13 protein-coding genes are annotated in these 25,679 nt (G+C 68.5%); 5 read left to right on the top strand and 8 right to left on the bottom strand.

Going from position 1 to position 25,679, the window contains the following annotated elements; genetic code table 11:
* Nucleotides 1-60 precede the first annotated feature (60 nt).
* The 3 genes from LZ495_RS28480 to LZ495_RS28470 all read left to right on the top strand — a co-directional run bounded on the left by LZ495_RS28480 (nt 61) and on the right by LZ495_RS28470 (nt 4,711).
* Nucleotides 61-2,484 (top strand): glycoside hydrolase family 2 TIM barrel-domain containing protein, encoded by a 2,424-nt coding sequence (locus tag LZ495_RS28480; RefSeq protein ID WP_235055797.1) that lies wholly within the window; start codon nt 61-63, stop codon nt 2,482-2,484.
* 47 nt (nt 2,485-2,531) lie between these two features.
* Entirely contained in the window at nt 2,532-3,530 is a 999-nt protein-coding gene (locus LZ495_RS28475) for an alpha/beta hydrolase (protein WP_235055796.1), read from the top strand.
* Between the two features lie 134 nt (nt 3,531-3,664).
* Nucleotides 3,665-4,711 carry a hypothetical protein gene (locus LZ495_RS28470; protein ID WP_235055795.1) on the top strand — a complete coding sequence of 349 codons (1,047 nt, stop codon included), beginning with the start codon at nt 3,665-3,667 and terminating at the stop codon, nt 4,709-4,711.
* A 138-nt stretch (nt 4,712-4,849) separates the two neighbouring features.
* Here LZ495_RS28470 and LZ495_RS28465 read toward each other — a convergent pair whose 3' ends face one another.
* The 6 genes from LZ495_RS28465 to LZ495_RS28440 form a co-directional block, all read right to left on the bottom strand.
* Complete coding sequence (locus LZ495_RS28465) at nt 4,850-7,489, bottom strand: beta-glucosidase family protein (protein WP_235055794.1); 2,640 nt, start codon at nt 7,487-7,489, stop codon at nt 4,850-4,852.
* Nucleotides 7,490-7,676: 187 nt separating this feature from the next.
* Nucleotides 7,677-9,059, bottom strand: coding sequence for an ABC transporter substrate-binding protein (locus LZ495_RS28460; protein WP_235055793.1), 1,383 nt, complete (start codon nt 9,057-9,059; stop codon nt 7,677-7,679).
* Nucleotides 9,056-11,926 (bottom strand): ABC transporter permease subunit, encoded by a 2,871-nt coding sequence (locus tag LZ495_RS28455; protein WP_235055792.1) that lies wholly within the window; start codon nt 11,924-11,926, stop codon nt 9,056-9,058. Before LZ495_RS28455 ends, LZ495_RS28460 begins: the two co-directional genes overlap by 4 nt.
* A 6-nt stretch (nt 11,927-11,932) precedes the next feature.
* Nucleotides 11,933-14,164, bottom strand: a complete 2,232-nt coding sequence (locus LZ495_RS28450; RefSeq protein ID WP_235055791.1) for an ATP-binding protein — start codon at nt 14,162-14,164, stop codon at nt 11,933-11,935.
* A gap of 598 nt (nt 14,165-14,762) precedes the next feature.
* Nucleotides 14,763-15,536 carry an SDR family NAD(P)-dependent oxidoreductase gene (locus LZ495_RS28445; protein WP_235055790.1) on the bottom strand — a complete coding sequence of 258 codons (774 nt, stop codon included), beginning with the start codon at nt 15,534-15,536 and terminating at the stop codon, nt 14,763-14,765.
* A gap of 81 nt (nt 15,537-15,617) precedes the next feature.
* Nucleotides 15,618-17,879, bottom strand: coding sequence for a beta-glucosidase (locus LZ495_RS28440; protein ID WP_235055789.1), 2,262 nt, complete (start codon nt 17,877-17,879; stop codon nt 15,618-15,620).
* 173 nt (nt 17,880-18,052) lie between these two features.
* Here LZ495_RS28440 and LZ495_RS28435 point away from each other — a divergent pair, with 173 nt between their 5' ends.
* Nucleotides 18,053-19,057: a LacI family DNA-binding transcriptional regulator gene (locus LZ495_RS28435; RefSeq protein ID WP_235055788.1), complete on the top strand. Its 1,005-nt coding sequence runs from the start codon at nt 18,053-18,055 to the stop codon at nt 19,055-19,057.
* A gap of 47 nt (nt 19,058-19,104) precedes the next feature.
* Here the strand turns inward: LZ495_RS28435 and LZ495_RS28430 are convergent, their stop codons facing one another.
* A complete protein-coding gene (locus tag LZ495_RS28430; protein ID WP_235055787.1) occupies nt 19,105-21,186 on the bottom strand; it encodes an ATP-binding SpoIIE family protein phosphatase in 2,082 nt (693 codons plus the stop codon).
* Between the two features lie 118 nt (nt 21,187-21,304).
* A complete protein-coding gene (locus tag LZ495_RS28425) occupies nt 21,305-22,291 on the bottom strand; it encodes a Gfo/Idh/MocA family protein (protein ID WP_235055786.1) in 987 nt (328 codons plus the stop codon).
* Here LZ495_RS28425 and LZ495_RS28420 point away from each other — a divergent pair.
* Nucleotides 22,280-25,639, top strand: a complete 3,360-nt coding sequence (locus LZ495_RS28420) for a glycoside hydrolase family 2 TIM barrel-domain containing protein (RefSeq protein ID WP_235055785.1) — start codon at nt 22,280-22,282, stop codon at nt 25,637-25,639. The genes LZ495_RS28425 and LZ495_RS28420 overlap by 12 nt on opposite strands.
* The last annotated feature ends 40 nt before the right edge of the window (nt 25,640-25,679 follow it).

Raw genomic sequence — 25,679 nt, 5'->3', positions numbered from 1 at the left:
AGCGCCTATCGCGCGGGCGCGAGCCAGCCCTCGCGATGTACGGCCCCAGGGAGGAATAGCATGATCCGCAGTGCCTTCAACCGGGACTGGGAGTTTCGCCCGAGGTCTGGCCCGTTCGCCGAGTTCATGGGCCCGCCAGGACCGTTCGAGGCTGTCACGCTGCCGCACGACGCGATGTTCGCTCGGGAGCGCCACGCCGGTGGGACGGCCACCCTGGGGTTCTTTCCCGAAGGCGCTTACGAGTACCGCAAGACGTTCCATGTGCCCGAGGAGCACCGCGGGCGGCGGGTTGCGATCGAGTTCGAGGGCGTCTATCGGAGCGCGATGGTCTACATCAACGACGAATTCGCCGGGCAACGGCCTTTCGGCTACTCGTCGTTCGCGGTCGCTGCGGACAACTTCCTCCGGTACGGCGAGGACAACGAGATCCGCGTGGAGTGCCGTACCCACCATGACTCGCGCTGGTACTGCGGTGCGGGGATCTACCGTGACGTCCACCTCGCGGTCGGTGGCATGACCCACATCCCCTTGGACGGCATCCAGGTCACCACGCCGGACGTCGACGAGGAGCGCGCCGTGGTCGACGTTGCCACGGTGGTCGAGCATCACGGCCCCACGCGCGCGACGGTCGACGTGGCGATACAAATCTGCGACGCCGAGGGCGCGGTGGTGGCTACCGACAACACTGTCGTTTCCGTCTTCCCCGGAGAGCCTGCCACCGTCCGCCGGCGGCTCTACGTCACCGACCCGGCACTGTGGAACGTCGACACCCCCGCTCTCTACGCGGTGAACGTCTCCTTGCGCGACAGTGCCGGGGTCGTCGACGAGGACCAGGCCACGTTCGGCATCCGCACACTGCGTCTGGACCCGCAGCACGGTCTCCGCATCAACGGCGAGCCGGTCAAACTGCGGGGCGCCTGTGTGCACCACGACAACGGCGTCATCGGCGCCGCCACCATCGCTCGCGCGGAAGAGCGCCGCGTCCAACTGCTCAAGGCCGCCGGCTTCAACGCGATCCGAAGCGCCCACAACCCGCTGAGCAAGGCGATGCTCGACGCGTGTGACCGCTTGGGCATGCTGGTGATCGACGAAGCGTTCGACATGTGGACGCACAACAAGACCGATCACGACTACGCCCTGGACTTCCCCACGTGGTGGGAGCGCGACCTCGAGGCCCTGGTGCGCAAGGACTTCAACCGCCCCAGCGTCGTCATGTACTCGATCGGCAACGAGATCCTCGAACTGGGAAATCCCAGCGGAGCTGCCTGGGCGCGACGACTCGCCGAGAAGACCCGTCTCCTCGACGGCACCCGCTACGTCACGAACGGCGTCAACTGCCTGCTGCCGCTGCTGCGCGACGTCGTCGCCGAGGTCAACAGCAGCGGAGCGGACCACGCGAACCTCAACGAGATGATGGCCGAGATGGACGACGCGGTGAACACCATCAGCGCGTCCGAACTCGCCACGAGGCGGACCGAGGAGGCCTTCGCGGTCCTGGACGTGGCAGGCATGAACTACGCGGACGCACGCTACGAACTGGATCGCGAGCTGTTCCCCAGCCGGATCATTGTCGGCACCGAAACGCTCGCGAAGTCGATCGACACCAACTGGCGCCTGGTCCTCGACAACGGCCACGTGCTCGGCGACTTCACCTGGACCGGCTGGGACTATCTCGGGGAACCCGGCATCGGCCTCGTCGGCTATGCGGACCAGGCCGCGGCCTTCGCCGAGTCCGGGCAGTTCCCGTTGCTGCTGACCGCGTCGGCCGGAGACATCGACATCACCGGCCACCGGCGCCCCGCCTCGTACTACCGCGAGATTGTCTTCGGACTGCGCAAAGACCCTTACATCGCGGTGCAGCGTCCGTCCGGCTATGGACGAGAGACCATGTCATCGCCGTGGGCCTGGACGGACACGGTGTCGAGTTGGACGTGGGACGATCCTGCAGGCTCCCCGGTCAGGATCGATGTCTACAGTGACGCCGACGAAGTAGAACTCGTGTGCAACGGGGAGACCGTCGGCAGGGCGCCGGCCGGGGAAAAGCACCGCTTCCGCGCCGAGTTCGACACCACCTTCGACCCTGGCGAGCTCATCGCCGTGGCGTACCGCGGTGGACGTGAGCAGGGCAGGCACCGTCTGGTCACCGCCACGGGGCCCCTGGTAATGGTGGCAGCTGCGGACCGCACAGTGGTGCGTGCGGACGATTCCGATCTTGCATACGTCGCAATCGAGTTGCGCGACGCCGATGGGAACGTCCAACGCAACCGTGACCGCCTGGTGGAGGTACAGGTGTCCGGCCCGGCCGTGCTCCAGGGATTCGGCAGCGCCAACCCGGTGACCGAGGAGTCGTTCATCGACCCTGGCCACACCACCTATGAGGGCCGGGCACTCGCCGTCGTCCGTCCGACAGCGCCCGGACGGATCACCGTCACTGCTTCGGCGGCGGATTGCGACGACGTCACCGTCGAGATCCACGCCAGGTGAGCCGTACCGAAGTCGTCCTGCCGAGCTCGCCCCACGCGGGAGTACTCATGTCCCACAGCGGTACGCAGAGTCCATGGCTGATCCCCGAACTGGCCGCGCTCGTCGCCGCAGCGCCGCCGAGCTGGCCGCTGACGCCGGATTCCCTCCCGGAGACGCGGCGGCGCGTCCACAGGCAGATGGTACGCGCGGCCGCGCCGCGTCCGGTGTACGCAGTGATCGACCGCAACCTCCCAGGACCGGCCGGTCCCATCCCGATCCGTGCCTACAAGCCCCGCCGCGAGAACGGCCTTCCCGTCCTGGTGTACGCGCACGGAGGCGGGTGGGTGATGGGCGGTCTGGAGACTCACGACGCGCTGTGCCGCGAGGTTGCCGAGCGCGCCGGCGTCGTCGTGGTCTCGGTCGACTACCGACTGGCCCCGGAAAGCCCCTTCCCCGGACCGCTGGAGGACTTCTACGCCGCGGCGCAATGGGTCGCCGGCAATGCCACTCAGGTCGGTGGCGATTCCGCACGGGTCGCCGTGGGCGGCGACAGCGCGGGCGGCAATCTCGCCGGCGCGGCCTGCCTGCTCGCACGGGATCGCGGCGAGCGCCAGTTCGCGTTCCAGTGGCTGGCCTATCCGGGCCTCGACGGCGCCTCGGAACGCTCGTCCTGGAGCACGTACGCCGACGGTCCCGTCGTGAGTGCGGCCAATGCCCGGGTCATGTGGAAGATGTACGCCGGCGCCGTCGACCTCCGACATCCGCATCTTTCCCCGCTGCATGCCGCCGACCTGTCCGGTCTCCCGCCTGCGCTGATCGTCACTCCGCAGCACGACCACGGACACGACGACGCGGCGGCGTACGCCCAGCGGCTGCACGACAGCGGCGTCCGTGTCACGTTCGCGTCGTTCGACGGCATGTGCCACGGATTCCTGTCGTTCCACGGCCAGGTCTCAGGATGCTTGGACGCACTCGACGAGTGCTGCGGTCACATCCGCAAGGCGCTCGGCCCGCGAGAGCCTGGCGCATCCGTGGATCAGTCGGGAGAGACCACCCCAGATATTTAGCGGATGTCATACACTAAAGCCTCTCGTACATGATCAGCCGTGCAGGGGCGCCCAGGCTCGGTTTGGAGCCTTACCTGTTCATGCGCCCGCCGGCCGTCGGTACCTTTGCAGAGGCAGGCCAGGAGAAAATCGCGATGACCATCGACATTCAGCACCTCAACAACGTGCTCAGGCCCGCATCCGCACCGCGGGTGGTCCAGGACCTCTACTCGGACGACCAGCACGAACGCATACTGGGCGTACTCAAGGAGCGGGGGCCGTGGCCCACGATCACCGCCCACCACTTCGACTCCGTCGAGGAGTTGTTGGCAACCTCGAACGGGGGCGTTCCCGAGCGTATCGACTTCACCCTCGACGACATCGCATCGGCGCACTTCCGCGGATTCTTCGCCGAGAACTCCGTGCTCCACTACCCGGAACTGCACGACTGCTTCTACAACGCCCGGTTCCTCGAACTGGCCAAAGACTACTGGGGTGCGCAGTATGCCCGCCCGACCATGATGCTGTTCAACCTGTGCGGCCCCCACCACAGCGGCCTGTCGTCTCACCTCGACGCGGTCACGTTCCGCGGTGTCCGCTTCGAGAACTCGCCGATCTGGCTGCAGAACGTCATGGGCCGCTCCGGCCTGTTCACCGAGCACGTCGTCAAGATGGCGCAGGTGATCACGTGGTGGTATCTCGGCGAGAACGGGACGTTCACGTACTGGCCCGACGGGCCTCTCGGGGAACCGCAGCGCCTCGAACACCCGCTGTGGAACAAGGGCGTCGTCGTCCAGAACGAGATGATGTTCCACCGCGGCGACCCCGTCGGCCGCCCCGACGAGCGCGATGTCACCGGCATGAAACATCGGTCGCTCATCGGCTACGACGCTGCCCGCGACGAGTGGGCCGTCACCACTGACGGCGCGACCGTGCACACCTACCAGCCGAACCAGATGCGCCTGTTGGTCCACTGGAACGCCGAGGTCTACAAGGACCTCGACGAGGTGAAGAAGAGCATGGATCACTCCGACGACCTCACGCATGACGTCGTGTTCGAGCGCCTGCTCGCCGACATGCACGCCCGCGGCATGAACGTCGCCGAGCCCTCGGACCCGCTGCACGACAAGGAGTTCATCCGCGCGCTGATCTCCGCATACTCCATCAGCCCGGCCACCGACTGGGCCACACCGACCGCCTGACCACCGCAGACAGCCTCGCCCCCGCCGGCATCGGGGGCGAGGCTTTCCGCTGTCACACGGCAAGACGCAGGCGCCACGATCCTGGCGGGGAAGTCGGATCGTGGCGCCTGCAAGCGGGCCGCCGGTTGCGCCGTGGGTTCAGGCTTCGGCGGCGCCGGCCCGAGGGTTGGCCTTGACGAGAAGGTCATCAAGCATCGGCTGCGTGAACCGTCCCGCGCTGTACGTCACCATCTGGGTCAGGGAGACTCCGAAGGCGGCCGCCAGGGCATCTTCGTCCAGCCCGCCGAGCAGCTCCAGAAGCGCGGGGCCCGCGAGGGGGTGATCCAGACACTCCCGCACGGTGCTGTCCGCGGTGATCGGGACGAGGGTGCCGTGGAGCGCAGGGGGGCGGGTCGCGTCTTCGAACTCGTCGACGGCGGTGGCCGCGTCCTGCACCGTCGTGGTGCTGAACAGCGCGCGGTCTCCGCCGAGTCGGACCTCGTCGCCGACCAGTGTCACGGCATGGCGCAGCCGTGCGTCGGTCGACGAACTGCCGATGACGAAACGCACCTCACCGGGCTCGACGACCCAGCCGTCCGGCTCGTCCCACAGTGCGAACATGCTCGCCGGTACCTCGACCGTCACCCGGGCAGCAGCTCCGGCCGCCAGCGGGATCCTGCGGAAGGCCACCAGCACGCGGGCCGGCCGTACGGTGCGGCCGACCACGTCGCGGCCGTACACCTGCACGACCTCTTCCCCGTCCCGATCACCGGTGTTCTCCACAGTGAACGCCAGCCGCACCACGCCGTCGGTCGGGACGTCCAGTGCCTCGACCGCGAGGTCCCGGTAAGCGAACGAGGTGTAGCTGAGCCCGTGGCCGAACGGGAAGACCGCGGCGGTCGACCCGTCCACGTAGGCGAACGGCTGCTGGTTGCGCCAGTAGGGCACCGGCGCGGCTCCCACCGAGCCGAGGAGCGCGATGGGCAAGCGCCCTGCAGGGTTGACGTCGCCGAAGAGCACTGCCGCGGCCGCGCTGCCGGCTTCCTCGCCGCCGAAGAAGGAACTGACGATGGCGGGCACCGAGTCGGCCATCCAGTCCAGCACGAACGCGCGTCCGTGGCTGAGCACCACCACCGTGGGCGTGCCCGTGGCGACGATGGCCTCGACCAGTTCGCGTTGCACACCGGGAAGGGCGCACGTGGCGCTGTCGAGCCCCTCGCCGACGGTGCCGAAGGCGGTGATACCCGCCTGGTCGCCGACCACGACGACGGCCACTTCTGCCGCCGTCGCGGCCCGCACGGCGGCGTCGAAGCCGGAGCGGTCGTCGGTTGCGATGCCACACCCCTGCTCGAACAGCACGGCGGTGTCACGGCCCACACGGGCGCGAATGCCCTCCAGGAACGTCACCACCGGTACGGACTCGACCAACAGGCTGACGTCGTCCGCGCCCGTCTTGCCGGCCAGTTCGGCCACGTCCTCCGGCTTCGCCAGAGGATCGGCCGCGTGCGCGAACCGCCTGACCATGCTGTCCAGGACCTGGTAGCTGTAGTTCCCAAGCTGGCCGAGTGCGCGGTCGGCGTTGGGGCCGATCACCGCAATGGTGCCCACGTCGGGGCTCAGCGGCAGCAGATTCGTGCCGTCGACGGGATCGTTCTTGAGAAGGATCACCGACTTCTCCGCAATCGTGCGGGCGAGCGCGCGCTCGCCCGGGGCGTCCAGGGTCTCGGGAACGAGGTCCAGATCCGCGTACGGGGTGTCGAAGAGGCCCAGCCGGAACTTGGCGCGCAGGACGGCGGCGACCGCCCTGTCCAGATCGGCCTCGGACAGCAAGCCGGACCGGATCGCCTCGGCCACCTGCGCGGCGGAGACCCGGTTGTCCAGATCAGCGTCGACTCCGGCGCGCAGTGCCTGTGCCAGCGCCGCCGGGGTGCCTTCGGCGGTGCCGTGCTTGGTGTACAGCTGGTTGACGGCCCCCAGGTCGCTGATCACGTGCCCGTCGAACCCCAGGTCTTCGCGCAGCAGCTTGCCGAGGTACTGGCCGGATCCGGTGACCGGCACGCCATCGATGTCGTTGTACGACGGCATGACCGCGCTTGCTCCACCGGCCCGGATGGCCATCTCGAAAGGCAGGGCGTGGATTTCGCGGACTTCACGCGGTCCGAGGTGGGCCGGCTCGGTGTTGCGGCCGCCTTCGCTCGCGCTGTATCCGAGGAAGTGCTTGAGGGTGGCGATGACAGGGACCCCGCCGACGGCGTTCTGGAGACCGCGCACGAACGCCGTTGCCATGTTCCCCACCAGGTACGGGTCTTCCCCGTACGTCTCCTCGACCCGGCCCCATCGCGGGTCGCGGGCGACGTCGGCGAGCGGCGACAGGGCCTGACGGACGCCCAACGCCACCATCTGGCGCCCGATCGTCCGCCCCATCTGCTCGACGATCTCCGGCTCCCAGGTGGCGGCCTGCGCGATCGCGTCCGGGAAGGTCGTCGCGTCGCGCACCTTCAATCCGACGAGGGCCTCCTCGGCGATGAGCACCGGAATGCCGAGTCGGGTGCCCTCGACGTGCTTGCGCTGCAACTCGTTCCCCCGCTTGGCCGCTTCGCGAGGCGGCAGATCGAGCGTCGACAACGAGGCGACGACCGTCCCCCACCCGGCCTCCGGCGGCGTGTGGACGTCGACGGCGGAGCCGAACGGTGCCGCCGTCTGCGCGGCCTTCTCCTCGAGGGTCATCCTGCTCAGCAGGTCGCCGACGCGGTCCTCCACAGAGCGTGAAGGGTCGCGGTAGACGGCGTCACTCACCATGTCGTCAGTCCTTTGGAGCGGTTCGTCGCAGGGCGCACGGCGTGCGCGCCGATGAGTCGAAGGGCGGAACGTGTCGCCTGATCGGGCTGATTCGACCATGTCCTTGATCGACCGCCAGGCGTGTTCACGATCGCCAAGGGGGTGATGGCGGCCCGGGCCCCGGTACCGGGCCGCCATCGGCATGAGGTCAGCCGGTCGAAACGGCGAACTTTTGCGTGGCCGGGTCGTACTTCCAGAGACGCACCGGGATGTTGCCGTGCGGGGTCTCACGCGCATAGACGGCCGGATCGCTGTAAGTCGGAATGGGCAGCGAGCCGAGCGTGAAGCCGGCGTTCTGGAATGTCTCGTAGCTGAGGTCCTTGCCGGCCTTGTCGGCGATGGCCTTGAACAGAGCCAGGTTCTGGCAGGCCTGCGAGGCGGAAGCCCCCGGGTTCGGGGCGCCCGGCGGGAGGGTGGCCGCGTCGACGAGCTTTCCCTTGAGGTCTGGTGCGGCCGCCTCGAGGGCGGCCACGCAGTCTTGGTTGCCCGATGCGTCCCAGCCCCCGCGGAACCCGAGTGCCGCCGCGTCGTTCAGTGTGCTGAAGTCGTGCTTTGCCTTGTCCCCGGTGTAGCCGTTGGCCTGGCCGACATCGGTGAAGAGGAGCCGAGGCCGGTACTTGGTCTGTTCGAGCACCTGCGGGAACGAGGCGCCCATGCTGCCGACCACCACGACCGTGTCTGCCCCGGCGGCCTGGAACTTCTGGATGAAGACGCCGGTCTGCTGGCCGACGGCAGCCGGGTCTTGCGGCGGTGCGTCCAGGACGCCGGTCTCGACAGGGGTGACGCCGAGCTTCTGCAGCGCCGGGATGACGGTGTCCTTCATGACGGCCTGCTCGTTGATGTTCGAGACCACGGCCACCTTCTTGCCCGCGAGACTGTTGTTCGCTGCGAGCAGGGACATGCCCTCGGACAGCTCGTCGCCGCCGCGATAGAACGCGAACCACGGGGCTTGCGCTTGTGCGTAGCGCTTGGCGGTGAGTTGCCCGCCGACGGCGGCCGTCTTGTTGGTCTGCACGTAGCACAGCGGCTCGTCGCCGTTGAAGCTGCCGAGGACCGCGAAGACCTTCTCGTCCTGGGTGAGCTTGACGCAGGTCTCCTGAGCGGCGGCCGGCGAGATGAGGTTGATCTTGCCGTAGACCGGGACGATCTTGCGGCCGTTGATGCCACCCGCATCGTTGATCTTCTTGATGAGGGTGTTGTACGCGAGCTCGAAGTCGCCATAGTCGATGTTGACGAACTGCCGAATGCTCGCCATGTCGGGGTACGTGATGCCGATCTTGATGCTGTCCGCGGTCACCCCAGGCGCCACCTTGGGTGCGGGCGGTGCGGCCTGGCTGCCCGGCGAACCCGCGTTGCCGTCCTTCTTCTCGGCGGTGCAGCCGGTGGCGACGAGCGTCACGGCCGCGGCGAGCACGATTGCGGCGCGGTGTCTCGCGCGGTGCGGGGTGTACATGAGGCGTGATCCGTTCCTGGTCGTGGTGGTGCGTGCTGCATCCGGGGAGGGCGGTGGGTTCGCGGGCGGCACGCTCATGCCGGCACGGTGGTGTCCGCCGGAGCGGCCTGGCCGGGGGCCAAGGTGCTCGGCGACTTGCCGCTGCGCTCGATGGCGCGTTCGTCGGTGCCGAGGTAGCTCGCGATGACCTTCGGGTCGTTGCGGACCGTGTCCGGTTCGCCTTCGGCGATGACCCGTCCGGTCTCCAGGCAGTACACCCGGTCGGAGATGCCCATGATCAGCGGCATGTCGTGCTCGATGACCAGCATCGACGCACCGAGCTCGCGGCGGATCTCCTGGATCAGCGGCCCGAAGGCCTCGGTCTCGCGCTGTGCGACGCCGGCAGTCGGCTCATCCAGGCACAACACCCGTGCGTCGAGCGCGAGCAGGCCGGCGAGTTCGACGATCCGGCGCGTGCCGGTGGACAGGTCCCCGATGAATGCGTCGGCGTACCGGCCCAGGCCCAGGAAGTCGATCAGGTCGTCGGCGTCGGACCGCTTGGCCCTTTCCCGCGTGAACGTGTGCGGCAGATGCAGCGCGGTGGACAGCAGTCCCGTGCGGCCGCGGGCCTCCAGGGCGATCTGGACGGTTTCGCGGACGGTCAGTTCAGGGAACAAGGTCGCGGCCTGGAACGTGCGTCCGAGCCCTAGCCGGGCGCGGGCGGCCGGTGCCGACCCCGAGACGTCCCGGCCGAGCAACTCCACGGTGCCCGTTGCGGGAACGAAGCCGCCGATCGCGTTCATCAGTGTTGACTTGCCCGCGCCGTTGGTGCCGATCAGGCCGATGATCTCGTTCGGCCGCACTTCGACGGACACCCCGTCGACCGCCTTGCGGCCGCCGAAGCGCACGCCGATGTCCGAGACGGCGAGGACGGCCTTGTCGTCCGGCACCGGCTCGCGACGCGGCCGGATCACCGCTGTCGGCGCCGTCGTGCGGGTCTTGACCGCAGGTGCGGGGCCGAGCTTCCGGTCAGCCCAGCCCAGCAGCGCGTCTCGTGCCGAGTAGCCGATCTGCACAAGGCCGCCGGGGAAGTAAAGCAGGAGAATGAGCAGGCCGAGACTGGAAGTCAGCAACGGCACCAGTTCGTTGCCCGACATGAAGGACGGCAGACCGATGACCCACAGTGCGCCGAGGACCGAACCCGAGACCGACCCGAGCCCGCCGATGACCACGATGGACACCAGGGTGAGGGAGTCCGGGCTGAGGAAGTACTTGTCGGTGTAGGGGACTGTCTGCACCGCGCCGGCCAGCAGCGCTCCGCCGAGTCCCGCAATGCCGCCGGCCAGCGCGAAGGCGCGCAACTTCACGCGCGTCGCGGACACGGTGTAGGCCGCTGCCGTCGAGGGATTGTCGCGCACCCCGATCGTGGTCCGTCCGACACCGGACTTGCGCAGCCGTGCGACCACGACCAGCACGATCACCAGCACCACGAGCACGAGGTAGTAGTACGCGCGCTGAGTGGACACGTCGATGCCGAAGACCGTACTGCGTGGGAACGACGCCGTGCTGCGGCCGCCCTCGTCATGGAACACGTCGCGCCGGTAGAGGTACTGCTCGCAGGCCACCGCGAACGCGAACGTGCTGACCGCCAGCAGCAGGCCTCGGACCCCCAGGGCGCCGGCCCCGACGACCGCCGCCAGCACGGCGGTGAACAGGGACGCGACTACGACCGCGGCCGGGAAGGTCAGGCCGCGGAACGCGTACACCGTGTCGCCGAACTCGATGCGCAGCCCGCGGTTGAGCGACGCGGCGGTGAGCGCGCCCAGACCGGCGAACGCCATCTGGCCCAGGGAGAGTTGCCCCGCCCAGCCGGTCAGGATCGTGACCGAGGCGGCGCAGATCGCGTACCCGAGCATCACGGTGTAGAGCAGATGCCGGGACGGTTGTGTGACCAGCAGAGGCAGCACGATGGCAAGGAGCCCAAGCAGGATGAAACCGGCCCGCTCCAGGTTGCGAACCCACCAGAAGCCGCGGAGGCGCTCCGGAATCGGCTTGACCTTGGGGGCGAAGGAGAACGCCGATGCTTCGGTGTCGCGGCCGCGGCTGACGAAGAACACGGCCACCAACACGATCACCAGCACTGCCATGTCGCTGAGGCCGGGCTGGTCCAGCCAGTTGAACTGGATGAAGGCCTGCAGCACACCCAGGCCGACGCCGGCGAGCAGGGCAACCCGGAACGACGTCATACGCGCGATGACGGCGGCCGCAAGGGCCCGCAGCAACGTCGTCGGCCCCAGCGTGGCGATCTGGGCGAGCGACTTGTTCTGCGCGGAGATCAGGATCAGGCACAGAGTGCCCAGCAGACCCGCCAAAGCCCAGACCGCTGTGGACACGACCTTCGGGCTGATGCCCTTCAACCGGGCCAGTTCCGGGTTGGAGGCGGATGCTTTGACGGTCTTGCCGAGTACCGTCCCACCGAGGAACCAGCCGAGCAGGATCGCCGCCACCGGCACGGTCACCAGGATGCTGAGCTGGGCACCGGTGATCTGCAAGCTGTCGACCGGCTCCCAGGTGCCGCTCCACGGCACGGGGTAGTACTCCGTGGTGTAGTCGTCGAGGTCCGGGTACGCGGTGACCACGGTCAGCGCCAGTTGGGCGATGCCTATGGTGGCGACCAGGACGATCACGCGCGGGGCGGTGAACAGCCTTCGGATTACGGCGATGTCCACGATTGCGCCGAACAGCGCACCGGCGGCCAACGCGACAGGAAGGGCGAACCAGTACGGCACGTGCCAGCGCACCACCAGCAGGGCGAACAGCACCGATCCGACCAGGCCCATGTTGGCCACCGCGAAGTTGATGACGCGGGTGGAGCGGTGCACGAGCACGATGCCCATGGCCAGCAGGCCGATGACCAGACCGGTGACCGCGCCGTCGAACAGCAGTTGCAGTGTGGGCATTTCCATGGCGGCTCAGCCCCCTTCCTTGCCGAGGAAGACCGCGCGGGCGAGGTCGTCGCGTTCGGCCAGTTCACGGGCCGGTCCTTCAAAGCGGACCTGGCCCTTCTCCAGAAACACCGCGCGGTCGGCGATGGCGAGGGCGATGTTGAGGGACTGCTCGACAACGACGATGGTCAGGCCGTCCGCCTTGAGCCGTTCCAGGATCGCGAGCAGGTCCTGTACCACCACCGGCGCCAGTCCGAGGGAGAGCTCGTCGATGAGCAGCACTTCGGGATCGTGCATGAGCACCATCGCCAGGGCGAGCATCTGCTGCTGGCCGCCTGAGAGCGAACCCGCTTGCTGGGACTGGCGGTCTCGCAGGTCCGGGAAGAGATCCAGAACGTAGGCGAAACGGCGTTCGCGGTCCTCGGTGTCCTTGCGGAGACGGAACGCGGCCATCTCCAGGTTCTCCCGCACGGTCATGTCCGGGAAGACGCCCTTGCCGCCGGGCAACAGATGGACGCCGTAGCGGCCCCGCTGCTCGGGAGCGACATAGGTGATGGTCCTGCCGTTGAGCCGCACCACGCCTCGCGACGGGGTCCCCAGGCCGCAGATCACCTTCAGGATCGTCGACTTGCCGGCGCCGTTGGTGCCCAGCAGCGCGAGTGTCTCGCCACGGCGCACGTCGAAGGCGACGTCGAACAGGACCTGGACATGGCCGTAGGAGAAGTCGACGTTGTTGACCTGAAGCACCGGAATGTTCTCCGGGTCCTCCAACTGCCGGTCGCGTTCTTCGAGTTCCTCGCGAAGTTCATGCACCACCATGGACAGGTCGTTCTTGATGAACGACGCGCTGCGGATGATGAGGAAGCCGCCGATGCCCGTGGCGGGGACACCGATGAGCAGCACCGCGACGCGCGGATCGTACGCATCGCTGATGAGGCCGGACAGCAGTGCGCCGCCCGTGGCGCCGATGAAGAAGATGTAGATCGCCGAGAGCGCCGAGCCCAGCCCGCGCAGGCGGTAGGGGACCACCGACTGCATCACCGGGCCGACCATGGCGAAAGTGACCGAGGACAGGATCGCGGCCGGTATGCCCGCGACCATGAACGCCCAGCCGGTCGGCATGAACCACTGGATCGGGATCAGCGCTGCGCCCGGGAGGATCAGGTAGCCCAGCAGCGAAAGCGCGCGGGCGGGATCACGCCGGTACAGCCGGTCGTATCGCGGCCCGACGAAGGGGAGCGCCAACAGCAGCGACACGCCGCCGACCGATCCCCAGACGCCGCGTTCGAACGTGGACATGTCGAAGCGGTCCTCGGCCCAGAGATTGCCGAGGATCCCGGAGGTGAACAGCGTGAAGCCCAGCGCGGAGAACGCGATGATGCAGGTCTTGATGGTCCGGATCTGCATGAGCCGGGCGAACGCGGCCTCCATGGAGATCGGCATCGGATTCGTGTCCTCGACGACCTCGCCGAGTACGGACTTCATCTCGTGCTGGCCGCGCGGCGGGTCCGGCAGGCGGAAAGCCCAGACGGCGACGGCCAGGGCAGGCAGGCCGAGGATCAGGAACGGCCAGCGCCACCCTTCGCTGCCACCGGCCAGCGCGGCAATGCCGCCGACCGCGAGCGGGCTGAGCGCGCCGATGGTTCTGGCCGCGCCGGCGTTCACCGTGGCGATGCGCCCGCGGACGCCGATCGGGTAGGTGTCGGCCAGCATCGAGCCGTGCACGGGGAGCGTGCTCGACTTGGCCACGCCGACGCCGAAGCGGGCGAGGAAGAACAGGAATGCGTTGGCCGCGAGGCCGCAGGCGAACACCATGGCGGAGAACGCGACTCCGGCCCAACCGATCACACGGCTGCGCCGATACCGGTCTGCCAGCAGCCCCATCGGCAGCGCGCCGAGGACCAGGAAGGCGCCCGAGGCCGCCGAGATGAAGACGATGGCGCCGTTGCTCATCCCGAAGGAGTCGCGGATGTCCGGCGCCAGCACGCCCAGGGCGGCCGATTCCAGTTCGTCCATCGCCGCGAGCGTGACCAGCGTCAGGAACGTCGCCGAACCCCCGGCCGCGAGTCCCTGCCGCAAGGTGACCTCGGCATCGCCCACGCCGGGCAGAAGTTCATCGGCGAACACAACGTCGCGCTGGGACTCTGCCTGACGCTCGCGGCGCTCGGCCTCGGCGTCGATGAGCCCGGCCGCCAGACCTGCCGCCGACGCCGGCTGCTCTGCGTCGGAGGCGAACCCGGCGGCCTGTGGCGCGCTCACGGGTTCCGCCTGTCAGGACATGGCCGACGGGGGGTGGGCTTCAGCATGGGACTCTCCGGAAAGGGCGTTCTCGAAGGGTTCGGAGCAGGCGGGGAACGACTGCCGAACGTGGGCGCGCGCCGGATGTATCAGCGGTCGCGCAACGGCGTGAACCGGCGGTTTCGAGAGGAAGACGGACGCGACAGTCGGCTTCACATGTCGTGCAGGTTAACTGCGAGGTGTGTGGAGCCTAACCCCAATGGGTTGCGCGCGCTACTAGTCGTCTTGAGGTTTTTCGCGAGTTCTGATCCAGCGCGCGCGGTGCTCTCTGTGCGCGCGACTGAAATCGCCGAGCGCATGCCTCCTGACCTGCGCTTATCAGCGCGATCGGGTCGGGGGCGACCGTTTCCGATCCGTGGTTGCCAGGGCGTTCGCGACGCGAAAATGCGGGGATTGGGTCGGCGTTATGGGGCGGCCGGCGCTCGTGGTCGGACCAGGACGGATGAACCATCCGTCGCGGAATTTTGCGTAAGTGTTACGCGGGGTTCCGTGTCCGGATGCCCGACTGCCCACGCCCGTCCGTCGCCAGAGCGTGGGCAGTCATGGCTGCGCCCGGCCTCTACCCGGCAGTGACGCCGCTGTCGGTCGAGAGTACGGCGCCATTGATGTTGCGAGCCTCGTCGGATGCCACAAAGCAGAACAGCGCCGCGACGTCCTCGGCCTGTGCCATGGGACGCGGGGTCCCGTAGCGCGCCATGAGGGAGAAGTCGACGTCCGACGGCACTTGGAAGCCGCTGACGAGGGCGGTTTCCACCCCGCCGGGGGCTATTGCGTTCACGCGTAGCGGCGTCTGGATGAACTCCCAGGCGAGGGAACGGGTCATCTGCACCAGCGCGCCCTTGGACATGCAATAGGCGACCGTGTAGGCCTGCCCCATGAGCCCGGCGTTCGACGCCACGTTCACGATGTTGCCGCCGGTCTCCAGCAGGTGGGGGATCGCAGCCTGGGCCAGGAAGAAGCAAGCGTCGGTGTTGACCGCCATCATGCGCCGGTAATGCGCCTCGGAGACCTCCAGCACGTGCTCGGCCCGCGCGATGCCGGCGATGTTGCCGAGCACATCGAGGTGGCCGTACGTCGCGACGGCCTCGGCCACGGCAGCGAAACACTCCTCCCTGTCGGCGACATCCGTGACGCGAGTGACGATCTCGCCGGCGAGCCCGGCAGCGGACTCTGCGGTGTCCGCCAAGCCGTCTGCGGCGATGTCCACCGCGAAAACCCGGGCGCCCTCGGCGGCCAACCGCAAGGCGGTCGCCCGGCCGATGCCGGATGCGGCGCCGGTGATCAAAGCGGTGGAGCCGTGGAAGCGGCCGGGAACGGGGGTGAACGGCATCATCTCGTCCTTTGGTCGGTATCAGGCGGCGGGCGTACTGACGGCCGTCGCGCGGGATGGAGCGCGAATGAGCGCAGGGTGCGATCAGGGGGAATGTGTGGCGATCGCGAGGGCGAGGAGATGCTCGCGGTCGTCATCGCCGAGGGGGGCGTACAGAAAGAACTGGCTCATGGGCATGGGTGCGGCCATGCGCAGCAGTCGAGCGCTTTCCTCGGCCTCCTCCGGGCCCTCAGGGGCCGGCGCCGCGGCGCTGAGCCTCGCGGTGAGTTCCGGACCGACGACAGGGTGGGCGAACCAGTCGCCGAGGGAGGACTCGATGGTCAGCGGCAACGCCTTCGGGGCGTCGCCTGGCAGCTCGATAACCGCTTCGGCGACGATGTCGTCGGCGCTGTCGCCGATTTGGATGGTGTATGCGCCGGCCGAGACCCGCCAGTCCGCTTCATGGACGTTGTAGAAGGCGAACGCGCGGCGGCCGAGCGCGAGGGTCACGCGACAGGAGCCTCCGGGCTCCAGTGCCACCTTGGTGAAGGCGCGGAGTTCACGGGCAGGCCTGCGAACCGGACCGGCCTCGGTCGCGACGTAGACCTGCACAACGTGCTTGCCGGGGCGCGAGCCGGTGTTGGTGACAGTGAACGAGACATCCGCGGTGTCGTCGCCGGTGGCCGCGACCTCGAGAGCGCTGGTGGTGAACGTCGTGTAGCTCAGACCGTGGCCGAACGGATAGCGGACCGGTATGCCGACGCTGGAGTAGTAGCGGTAGCCGACCATGACGCCTTCGCCGTAGCGCACATGGCCCAGTTCGCCGGGGAAGTTGAGGAAGGACGGGTTGTCCTCGAGCCGGAGGGGGATGGTCTCGGCCAGCCGGCCGGACGGATTCGCGACGCCGAACAGCAGGTCGGCGAGGGCGCCTCCGCCGGCCTGGCCCAGGAGCCAGCCTTCGAGAATGGCGTCGACCTCGTCGTGCCAGCCTTCGAGGGAGACCACTCCGCCGTTCGAGAGCACCACGACCGTGCGCGCCGCCGCCGCAGCGACCGCCCGGATCACCTCGACCTGCGCCGCAGGCAGGGCGATCGTCTCGCGGTCGTACCCTTCGGACTCGTCCGCCTCCGCCAATCCCGCGAACACCACGGCGACGTCGGCCTCACGCGCCACAGAGACGGCTTCCGCGATCATCGCTTCGTCGGTGCCCTTGAGGGTGAAGCCGGACGCGTACTGCACCTTGTCCGGATTCGCCGCCAGCGCCCTGAGTTCGTCGATCGCGCTGTCGCTGCGCGTCGCGTTGATGTGCGAGCTGCCTCCCCCCTGGAAGCGGGGGGCCATGGCGAACGCGCCGATGACGGCAAGCGCCGCCTCTGGCGCAAGGGGAAGCACACAGTCCTCGTTCTTCAACAGAACCGCGCACTCCGCGGCCAGTTGCCGCGCGAGCGCGTGATGGGCGTCGACGTCGAAGCTCTCCGTGGCTCCGGCTGCGACGGCAGCAGCTCCGGTGGCCGTCCCGGCGAGGTCGAGGATGCGGCGGACACTCGTGTCGAGCACGGATTCCTCGAGCGCGCCCGATCGGACCGCGGCGATCAGGGCCGACTCTCCGGCTCCCCAGTCCATCGGCATCGCCAAGTCCATGCCCGCGGCCAGGGCCTCCACGCGGTCGTGGACCGCTCCCCAGTCGGAGATGACGAGACCGTCGTAGCCCCACTCGTCGCGCAGGACATCGGTGAGCAGCCAGTGGTTCTGCGAGGCGTGGACGCCGTTGATGCGGTTGTACGAGCACATGACCGTGGCCGGTGCGGCCTCCTTCACCACCTGCTCGAACGCGGGAAAGTAGATCTCCCGCAAGGTGCGTTCATCGACGTCCGCGCTCACCTGGATGCGCTCGGTCTCCTGGTTGTTCACGGCGAAGTGCTTGAGCGACGCGCCGGCGCCGGCCGCCTGCATCGCCTGCACGTGGGACGACGCCAAGGCGCCGGACAGCAAAGGGTCTTCGGAGTAGTACTCGAAGTTGCGCCCGCACAGCGGAGAGCGCTTGATGTTGATCCCCGGCCCGAGGACGACATCGATGCCGTACGACCGCGCCTCGCGCGCGACGGCCTCGCCCACCTGCGCGGCGACCTCGGGGTCCCAGCTGGATCCCACGGCTACCGCCGGGGGGAAGCACGTGGCCGGCTGGCTCTCATTGATGCCCAGATGGTCGGAGGCCGAGTACGGGGGCCGCACGCCGTGGGGACCGTCGATGAGGACGATCGCGGGTATGCCGAGTTCGTCGAGAGGGTGGCTGGTGGTGTGGTCGCGGCCGGTGAGGATCTTGGCCTTCTGCTCCAGTGAGAGGTCGGCGGGGTCGATGGTCGGCAAGGGGGGTCCTTTCGGCGGTCCTGTGCTGCGGGCGGGGTCGACACCGGCGGGGGAGGCGCCATCGGTGGACTCTCGTGGGGCGCCACCCCTAGGTAGCGCGCGCAACTAGGGCGCAGGTTATGATGTCCAGGTAGCGCGCGCAACACGCGCTGATAAATCCGAAAGGGGGCGCCGTGCCGGAAGTGGCCGCTTCACGCCGTGTCACGTCGGCGGACATTGCCAAGGATGTCGGGGTCTCCCGTGCCACGGTGGGTTTCGTGCTGAACAGCACGCCGGGCAAGAAGATCTCCGAGGCCACCCGTGCCCGCGTCCTGGAATCGGCGGCGCGCCTCGGCTACCAGCCCAACCGCGCCGCTGCCGACCTCGCGCGCGGCCGGAGCAAGATCATCCTGCTGGTGCTGCCCGATCGCCTTCTCGGTCCGAGCATGCAGGCGTCGTTGGACGAGGGGGCGCGTGTCCTGGCCGAGGCCGGCTATGCACTCGTGACGCAGCCGCAGGCGCGTCCCCTGGGCGGTATTCCGCCATTGTGGGAAACGCTGGGCCCGGACGTCGTGATCGGATGGACCACCTTCACGCCCGAAGAGGTCATGTCCATGCGCGCGGCCGGGGTTCGCCGCATCAGGCCCCGCCCAGGGGAGTCGGCGCGGTACGACCAGGCGCCCGGCGTCGCCGAAGGCGCTCGCATGCAGGTGGACCACCTCCACGAACTCGGCCACCGCCGGATCGCGGTGGCTGCGCTCAACGATCCCCAGATGATCGAACTGCAGCGCAGCCGAGCCGATGCCGCTATGCAACGCGCCGAAGAGCTGGGCATGGAGACCGTCGCCTTGCGTTCGGTCGACCATCGCGACGGCTCGTCCGCCGAAGCCGTGCGCATCTGGCACGACGATGGCGTCACCGCTGTTGTCGCCTACAACGACGACGTCGCCGCCACGGTCGCAGGCGCGGCCATCGAGGCGGGGCTCCGGGTGCCTCAAGACCTGGCGGTCATCGGCCACGACGACAGCCCCATCGCGTCGCTGTTCGTCCCGCCCCTGTCGAGTATCCGTATGGACACGGTCGAGGCCGCGCGCTACTTGGCAGCTGTCGCGCTGCACGAGGCCGACGGTCGACCGGTCACCTCCACGTGGACTGCGCTGGACACGCGGGTCGTGGCACGCAGGTCCACACTTGGCTGACCCTTGGCGATGGGGGCGGCGTGCTGCCGAGCGTGGTCCGGTATCACTCAGAACGAGAATGTCGGTTCCGTGTCCAGTGCCTGCTCGGCCCAAATGGTCTTGCCGGACTGGCCGTACCGGCTGCCCCACCGCTGGGTGAGCTGGGCGACGAGGAACAACCCTCTACCTCCCTCATCCGTGCTGCGTGCACGGCGCAGCCGCGGCTGCGTGTTGCTGGGGTCGGACACCTCGCACACCAGCACGCTGCCACGGATCAGGCGCAGCTTGATCGGCCCTCCGCCGTAGCGGACCGCGTTCGTCACCAACTCGCTGACGACGAGTTCGGTCGGGAAAGCGAGTTCCTCCAACCGCCACTGCGTGAGCTGCGCGGTGACGAGGTCGCGCGCCTTGCTGACGCAGGCGGGATCGGCCGGGAACTCCCAAGTGATGCTGTCACCTTGCGGCAAGGGATGCACCCGGGCGAGCAGAAGCGTGGCGTCGTCGGTCCGGGTGCCCGACGAAACGGTTTCCAGGAGGTCGTGACCCGCTTTGTCGAGGTCACGGTGAGCGCAGTCGAATCGGTCGACCTGATCCAGAAGCGCCTGCATGCCGGTCTCGAGGTCGTGCTCCGGTCCTGAAACCAGACCGTCGCTGTACAACACCAGCACGCTCTCCGGGGCCAGAGTCAGGTCGGCAACCTCGAACGGCATGCCACCCACCCCCAGAGGGGGGCCAGGTTCCAGATCCACGTACCGCGGTCTCCTTCCTGGCTCGACGACAACGGGGGGCGGATGCCCCGCGGAGGCCATCCTGCAGAGTCCGCCGACCGGGTCGTATTCGACGTACAGGCAGGTGGCACCGGTGGTCGATGCGTCGTCGGGGCTGCCAGGCATACGTACAACCAGGTCGTCGACATGGGTCAGCAGCTCGTCCGGCGGCAGATCCATGTCGGCGAGTGCTTGTACCGCGGTGCGCAAGCGCCCCATCGCGGCGCTTGCCTGGAGTCCGTGACCCACCACGTCGCCCACCACCAAAGCCACACGGAGCGACGACAGAGGGATGACGTCGTACCAGTCGCCACCCACACCGGCCGAGGCCGGAAGGTACGCGCCGAACGTCGTGGCGGCAGGCTCGTCGGTGCGTTCCTCGGGCAGCAAACTGTGCTGCAAGGCCAGCGCGACACGGCGTTCACGGGTATAGCGACGCGCGTTGTCCACGCTGAGCGCGGCCCGTGAAGCGACCTCCTGAAGAAGACGCGCGTCCTCGTCGTCGAACGGCTCAGGGCGATCCGTGCGCCATATCTGCACCGCGCCGAGCAGGAGGCCACGGGCGAACAGAGGGGCGGCCGCGAGGCTGTGGCCGCCTTCGGGCAGGAGGCGGCTCAACAAACCCGAAGGAGTGGTGAGGTCGGTGAGCACGTGTGGCACCAGCACAGGCACGCCCCTGTGCAACGCCAAAGCCTCCGGATTGTCCGGCGGGATCGGCGGTGCTTCTCCGACCTGAACCAGTGAGGCGGGCCAGGAGGGACCGATCTGGGCAACGGCTGCGCGCACTGTGGGCGTGTAGCCCGTCGCCGCATCCGCTTCGGGCTCGTCGCCGATGAGGATCGATTCGGCAAGGTCCACCGCGACCATGTCCGCCACCCCCGGGACCAGGACGGCCGCCAACTGCTGCGCGGTTTCGGTGACGTCCAAAGACGTTCCGATGATCGCTGCGGCTGCGCGAACCAACCCCATCCTGGATTCAGCCGACACTTGCTCGGTCACGTTGTCGAATGTCACCAGCAGCCCCAGAGGTGCGCCATCCTCCGACGAGACGCGAAACGCGCCGATGCTCAGGTGTAGCAGGTCGCCGTCGGACGCCTGCGCCGCCAGCGGCTGCAGACGGACCGAGGCGTTGCCCGAAGTGAGGGTGCATCGGAGGAGCGGGGTCACGTCGTGGAGACCCAGGGCCGGGAAGAGCGCGTTCGCGTCATCGCCCACACGGATCGGCAGCTGTGGAAACGTTTTCGCGGTGATGTTGGTGGCGACGACGCGTAGATCTGTGTCGAACACTGCAAGCGCCACGATGTCCTGGGTGAAGACCGCGGCTGCCAGCTGTTCGGCCCACGTCGGCGAAAGGCCCAGCCCAGCCACGAGTCGCTGCTCCACGTTCCGACCGCTTTCACGACCCCGATTACGGACCTCGGATTTCCAGTATGGTCCGGCGGACCGGAAGGCTCAGGCCGAAGCCTGAGGGGTGGCCCTGGGCTGCCTGCGGCGGGCCGGGTCACGCGAAGGCGCAGGCCCCCAGCGTCGCGCGTGCCTCCTCGAGGATGCGCATCACGTCCAAGGTGTCGTCGAGCGGCATGACCCGGCTCTCGGTTTGGCCGGCCAGAACGCTCTCGCGTACCTCGCGGGCTTGCGCGGCAAAAGCGACGTCGGGGTTGTCGATCAGATGCTCCCGCTTGCGGCCGTCATTGGTACGTATCGTGACCCGCGTTGCCGCGTGGAATGGCGGTGCGATGACCACCTCGCCCTCGGAGCAGACCACCCGGCCCCGCGTAGGCAGCCACTCGGTCAGGGAAGTTCGCAGATCAGCCTCCGCGCCGTTCGCCCACCGCATGCGCAGTTCCGCGTGCGCGTCGAGTTTGTTCTCGGAGAGCGTGCCGGTCACTGTCGTCGAATCGGGCGACCCCAGCAGCAGGTGCGCCAGTGCCACCGGGTAAATTCCCAGATCCAGGAGAGCCCCACCGCCGCGGGCGGGATCCCAGAGCCGGTGCGCCGGGTCGTACGGAAGCGGGAAGCCGAACGTGGCCTCGACTGTGCGGATCTGCCCCAGTTCGCCGCGCCGTAGCAGTGTCGCGACCTCTCGGATCAGCGGGTTGAAGCGCATCCACATGCCCTCCATCAGGAAGACCTTCGCGTCGCGGGCCCGGGCGATGAGCGACTCCGTCTCCGGCAGCGATGCAGTCAGCGGCTTCTCGCACAGAACGGCCTTGCCCGCGGCGATGGCTGCCTCCGCGACGGCCCGGTGCTGCGCCTGCGGGGTGGCGACGTATATGGCCTGGACCACGGGGCTCGCCACCAGTTCCTCGTAGCTTCCGTAGGCGTGCGCCGCGCCCAGCTTGGCGGACAGTCCTTGTGCGCGCGTCAAGTCGCGGGATCCGACGGCCGCGACCCGCATTCCGGGCTCGCGGGCGATGACCGCGCCGACCCGTTCGGCGATCTCACCGGTCGCGGCGATTCCCCAGGAGAAGCTCTCGTGATCACTCATGCGGATGCGGTTCCTTCGTTCGGTCGGACGGCCAGGCCGACGGCGTTCGGCGGCGTGGTGTCCGCGCGTTGTCTGCCCAGCCCCATGGGTTGCGCGCGCTACCTGCGCGTCGTAGCCTACGCATTGTTAGCGCGTGCTACCAGCGCCGGTCGTGGGGATTTCGCCCCCGAACGCCGTCAGCGCGCGTACGGCCGGCCGCCCATCGACCGCCGGAACCCGCCGCCTTCGTCCTCCCGCGTCGTCCGACCACCTCCTGGCGGAGGGGCCGGCGGCGCCCACCGACACCTGAGAGCACCCATGAACGCCTCGGTCCCCCCGTCGCCCGGCCTCGTGCCGTGGGACGCACCGGAACTCACCTCCGTCAACCGGTTGCCCATGCACGCTCTTGCGCATCCGGCGGAGACGATGCTCGACGGTGTCTGGGACTTCCAGTTGCTGCCCCATCCGCGGGCGGACCGCGGCAACACGTGGCAGGACATCGAGGTGCCCGGCCTCTGGACGATGCAGGGAACCTCGGACAAGCCCCACTACACCAACATCGCCATGCCGTTCGAGGCACCGTATCCGCATCCTCCTGCGGCGAATCCCACGGGCGTGTACCGCCGCAGGTTCCCGGCAGGGGAGTGGACCGGCCGACGCGTGGTGTTGCATGTCGGTGCCGTCGAAAGCGTTTTGGCGGTCAGAGTCAACGGCGCCGACGTCGGTATCAGCAAGGATTCGCACCTCGCCGCCGAATTCGACATCAGCGAGTATGTGCACCGTGGCGACAACGAGCTCGAACTCACCGTGGTGAAGTGGTCCGACGCCAACTACATCGAGGACCAGGACCAGTGGTGGCACGGCGGCATCGCCCGCTCGGTGCACATCTACACCACCCCGCAGACCTACCTCGCCGATGTCCAGGCCGTCGCCGACTTCGATCCGGACACGGGGCGCGCCGCCCTCGCTCTCGCCGTGGACGTCGCCACGCAGCACGGCGCCGTCGGCGAAGGCTGGACGGTCCGAGCGCGTATCGCGGACCGCCCCGCCATCACCGCGACCGTGCCCCCCACGCGCTCGACCGCCGACGTCGTCCCCACGAAGCCGACGCCCGGTGTCTATCCGGACGAGCAGCCGGCCGCATTTGTTCCGGATGGCGTATTCGATCTGCTGCCCTTGCACGCTGCGGGTGCCGCGCTTTCGGACGACGAACAGGCCATCGCGCTCCTTGTCCACGACGGCGCTTTCCCGCCCCGCGGCGGTCACGTGCGGCTCCGCGCCGACGATCTCGACGTGCGCCCGTGGTCCGCCGAAGATCCGCAGCTCTACGCCCTGGCCGTCGAACTCATCGGGCCGGACGGCGAGGTCGCCCACAGCACGACGCTCCGCATCGGTTTCCGGCGGGTGGAGATCCGCGGCCGGGACCTGTTGGTCAACGGCCGCCGGATATGGGTGCAGGGAGTGAACCGGCACGACTTCAATCCGCGTACCGGTCGCGTGATCAGCCGCGAACAGATGGTCTCCGAACTGGCGCTACTCAAGCGGTTCAACGTCAACGCGGTCCGCACCTCGCACTACCCGAACGACCCCGTCTTCCTTCAACTGTGCGACGAGTACGGCCTGTACGTGGTCGACGAGGCGAACATCGAGGCTCACGGCCACGCGGCCACGGTGTGCGCCGACCCGCGCTACCTGGGCGCGTTCGTGGACCGCGTCTCGCGGATGGTGCGCCGAGACAAGAACCACCCCTGTGTGATCATGTGGTCCCTCGGCAACGAAAGCGGCTACGGCGTCAACCACGACGCGGCCGCCGGATGGGTGCGCTCCTACGACCCGACGCGGCCGCTGCACTACGAAGGCGCGATCGCCTCTGACTGGCACGCCGGCCACCGGGCCACCGACGTAGTGTGCCCGATGTATCCGACCGTGGACGCCCTGCGTGCCTACGCCGAACACCCTCGCGCGGACCGGCCCGTGATTCTCTGCGAGTACGCCCATTCGGAAGGCAACTCCACCGGGGGACTGGCCGCGTACTGGGACCTGTTCGAATCCACCCCCGGTCTGCAGGGCGGCTTCATCTGGGAGTTCGCGGACCATGGGCTCGACCCGGACGGCGATGGCCGCTTCCGCTACGGCGGCGACTTCGACGACCATCCCAACGACGGCACGATGTGCATCAACGGCGTCGTCTTCGCCGACGGCACCCCGCAGCCCGCCTTCCACGAGGCACGCCACCTGTTCGCACCGGTGCGCGTCGTGTCCGGCGCGGACGAGGCGCGCAGGGGACAGGTTCGGCTGCGCAACCGGCTGACCTTCACGGACCTGTCGAATCTCACACTCGGCCTCCAGGTCGAGACCATTGCCGGAGCGGGCGGGATCGTCACCGTCCCGGCCCCCGCGGTCGCCCCCGGCGGCGACGGCGTGCTGGACCTGCCGCACGACGTGACCAAGGCACTGGGCGACCCGGCCGCCGTTGCGCTGACCCTGATCGTGCGCCTCGCAGCCGCCACGCCCTGGGCCGCCGAGGGAACCGAGATCGGCCGCGTCCAAGTGCCGCTCGGTATCCCCGCCCTGCTGCCCGCGGCAGAACGGGCATCCGGGCATGTGCCCCTGGACGACGAGGGCCTGTTCGTCCACCCGCTGCTCAGCGCCCCGCCCACCCTCTCCCTGTGGCGGGCGCTGACGGACAACGACTTGGCCGCTGCCTTGGACCGCCGCGCCGTACGGACCGGGCTGTTCCGCGTCACGCGCACCCTTCTTGATCTCGATGCCTCCGACGGAGAAGCGACGGTGACGAGCCGGTACACCGCGGCGTACGGCCCGACGATCGAGCATCGCCAGCACATCGTCGCCGTCTCGGACACCTGCTTCCGGTTCGAGGAACGAGTGTTCGTCCCCGATGAACTGGACGACATCCCGCGCCTGGGGGTCACCTTCGCCGCCGCGCCCGGCTTCGAGTCCGTCTCCTGGCTGGGCCGAGGCCCGCACGAGACCTATCCAGACCGCAAACGATCCGGTCTGCTGGGCAGGTTCACGTCGTCCGTCGACGGCCTGGCGGTGCCCTACCTGCGGCCTCAGGAGAACGGCGGAAGGGCCGACGTCACCCAGTTCGTGCTCTCCGCCGACGGCGCTTGCGACATCGCGGTCACGGTCGACCGCCCGGTGCAGATGAACGTCTCGCACTTCCTGCCTGCGGACCTTGAAAGCGTGCGGCACACATGGGAACTCAAGGCGCGCCCAGAGACGTACGTGCACCTTGATGTTGCGCACCGCGGCGTCGGATCTGCCGCCGTAGGACCGGACACACATCCGGACCACCGAGTGGGCCCCGGCGAATACCACTGGTCATGGCAGCTCGAACTTGGCTGACGGCCCCGATGGCGATCGACCCGGCAACAGAGAGCAAGAC

The organism is Yinghuangia soli, from assembly GCF_021502675.1.
Lineage (GTDB): Bacteria > Actinomycetota > Actinomycetes > Streptomycetales > Streptomycetaceae > Yinghuangia > Yinghuangia soli.
This window is presented reverse-complemented; position numbering and strand designations above follow the sequence as displayed.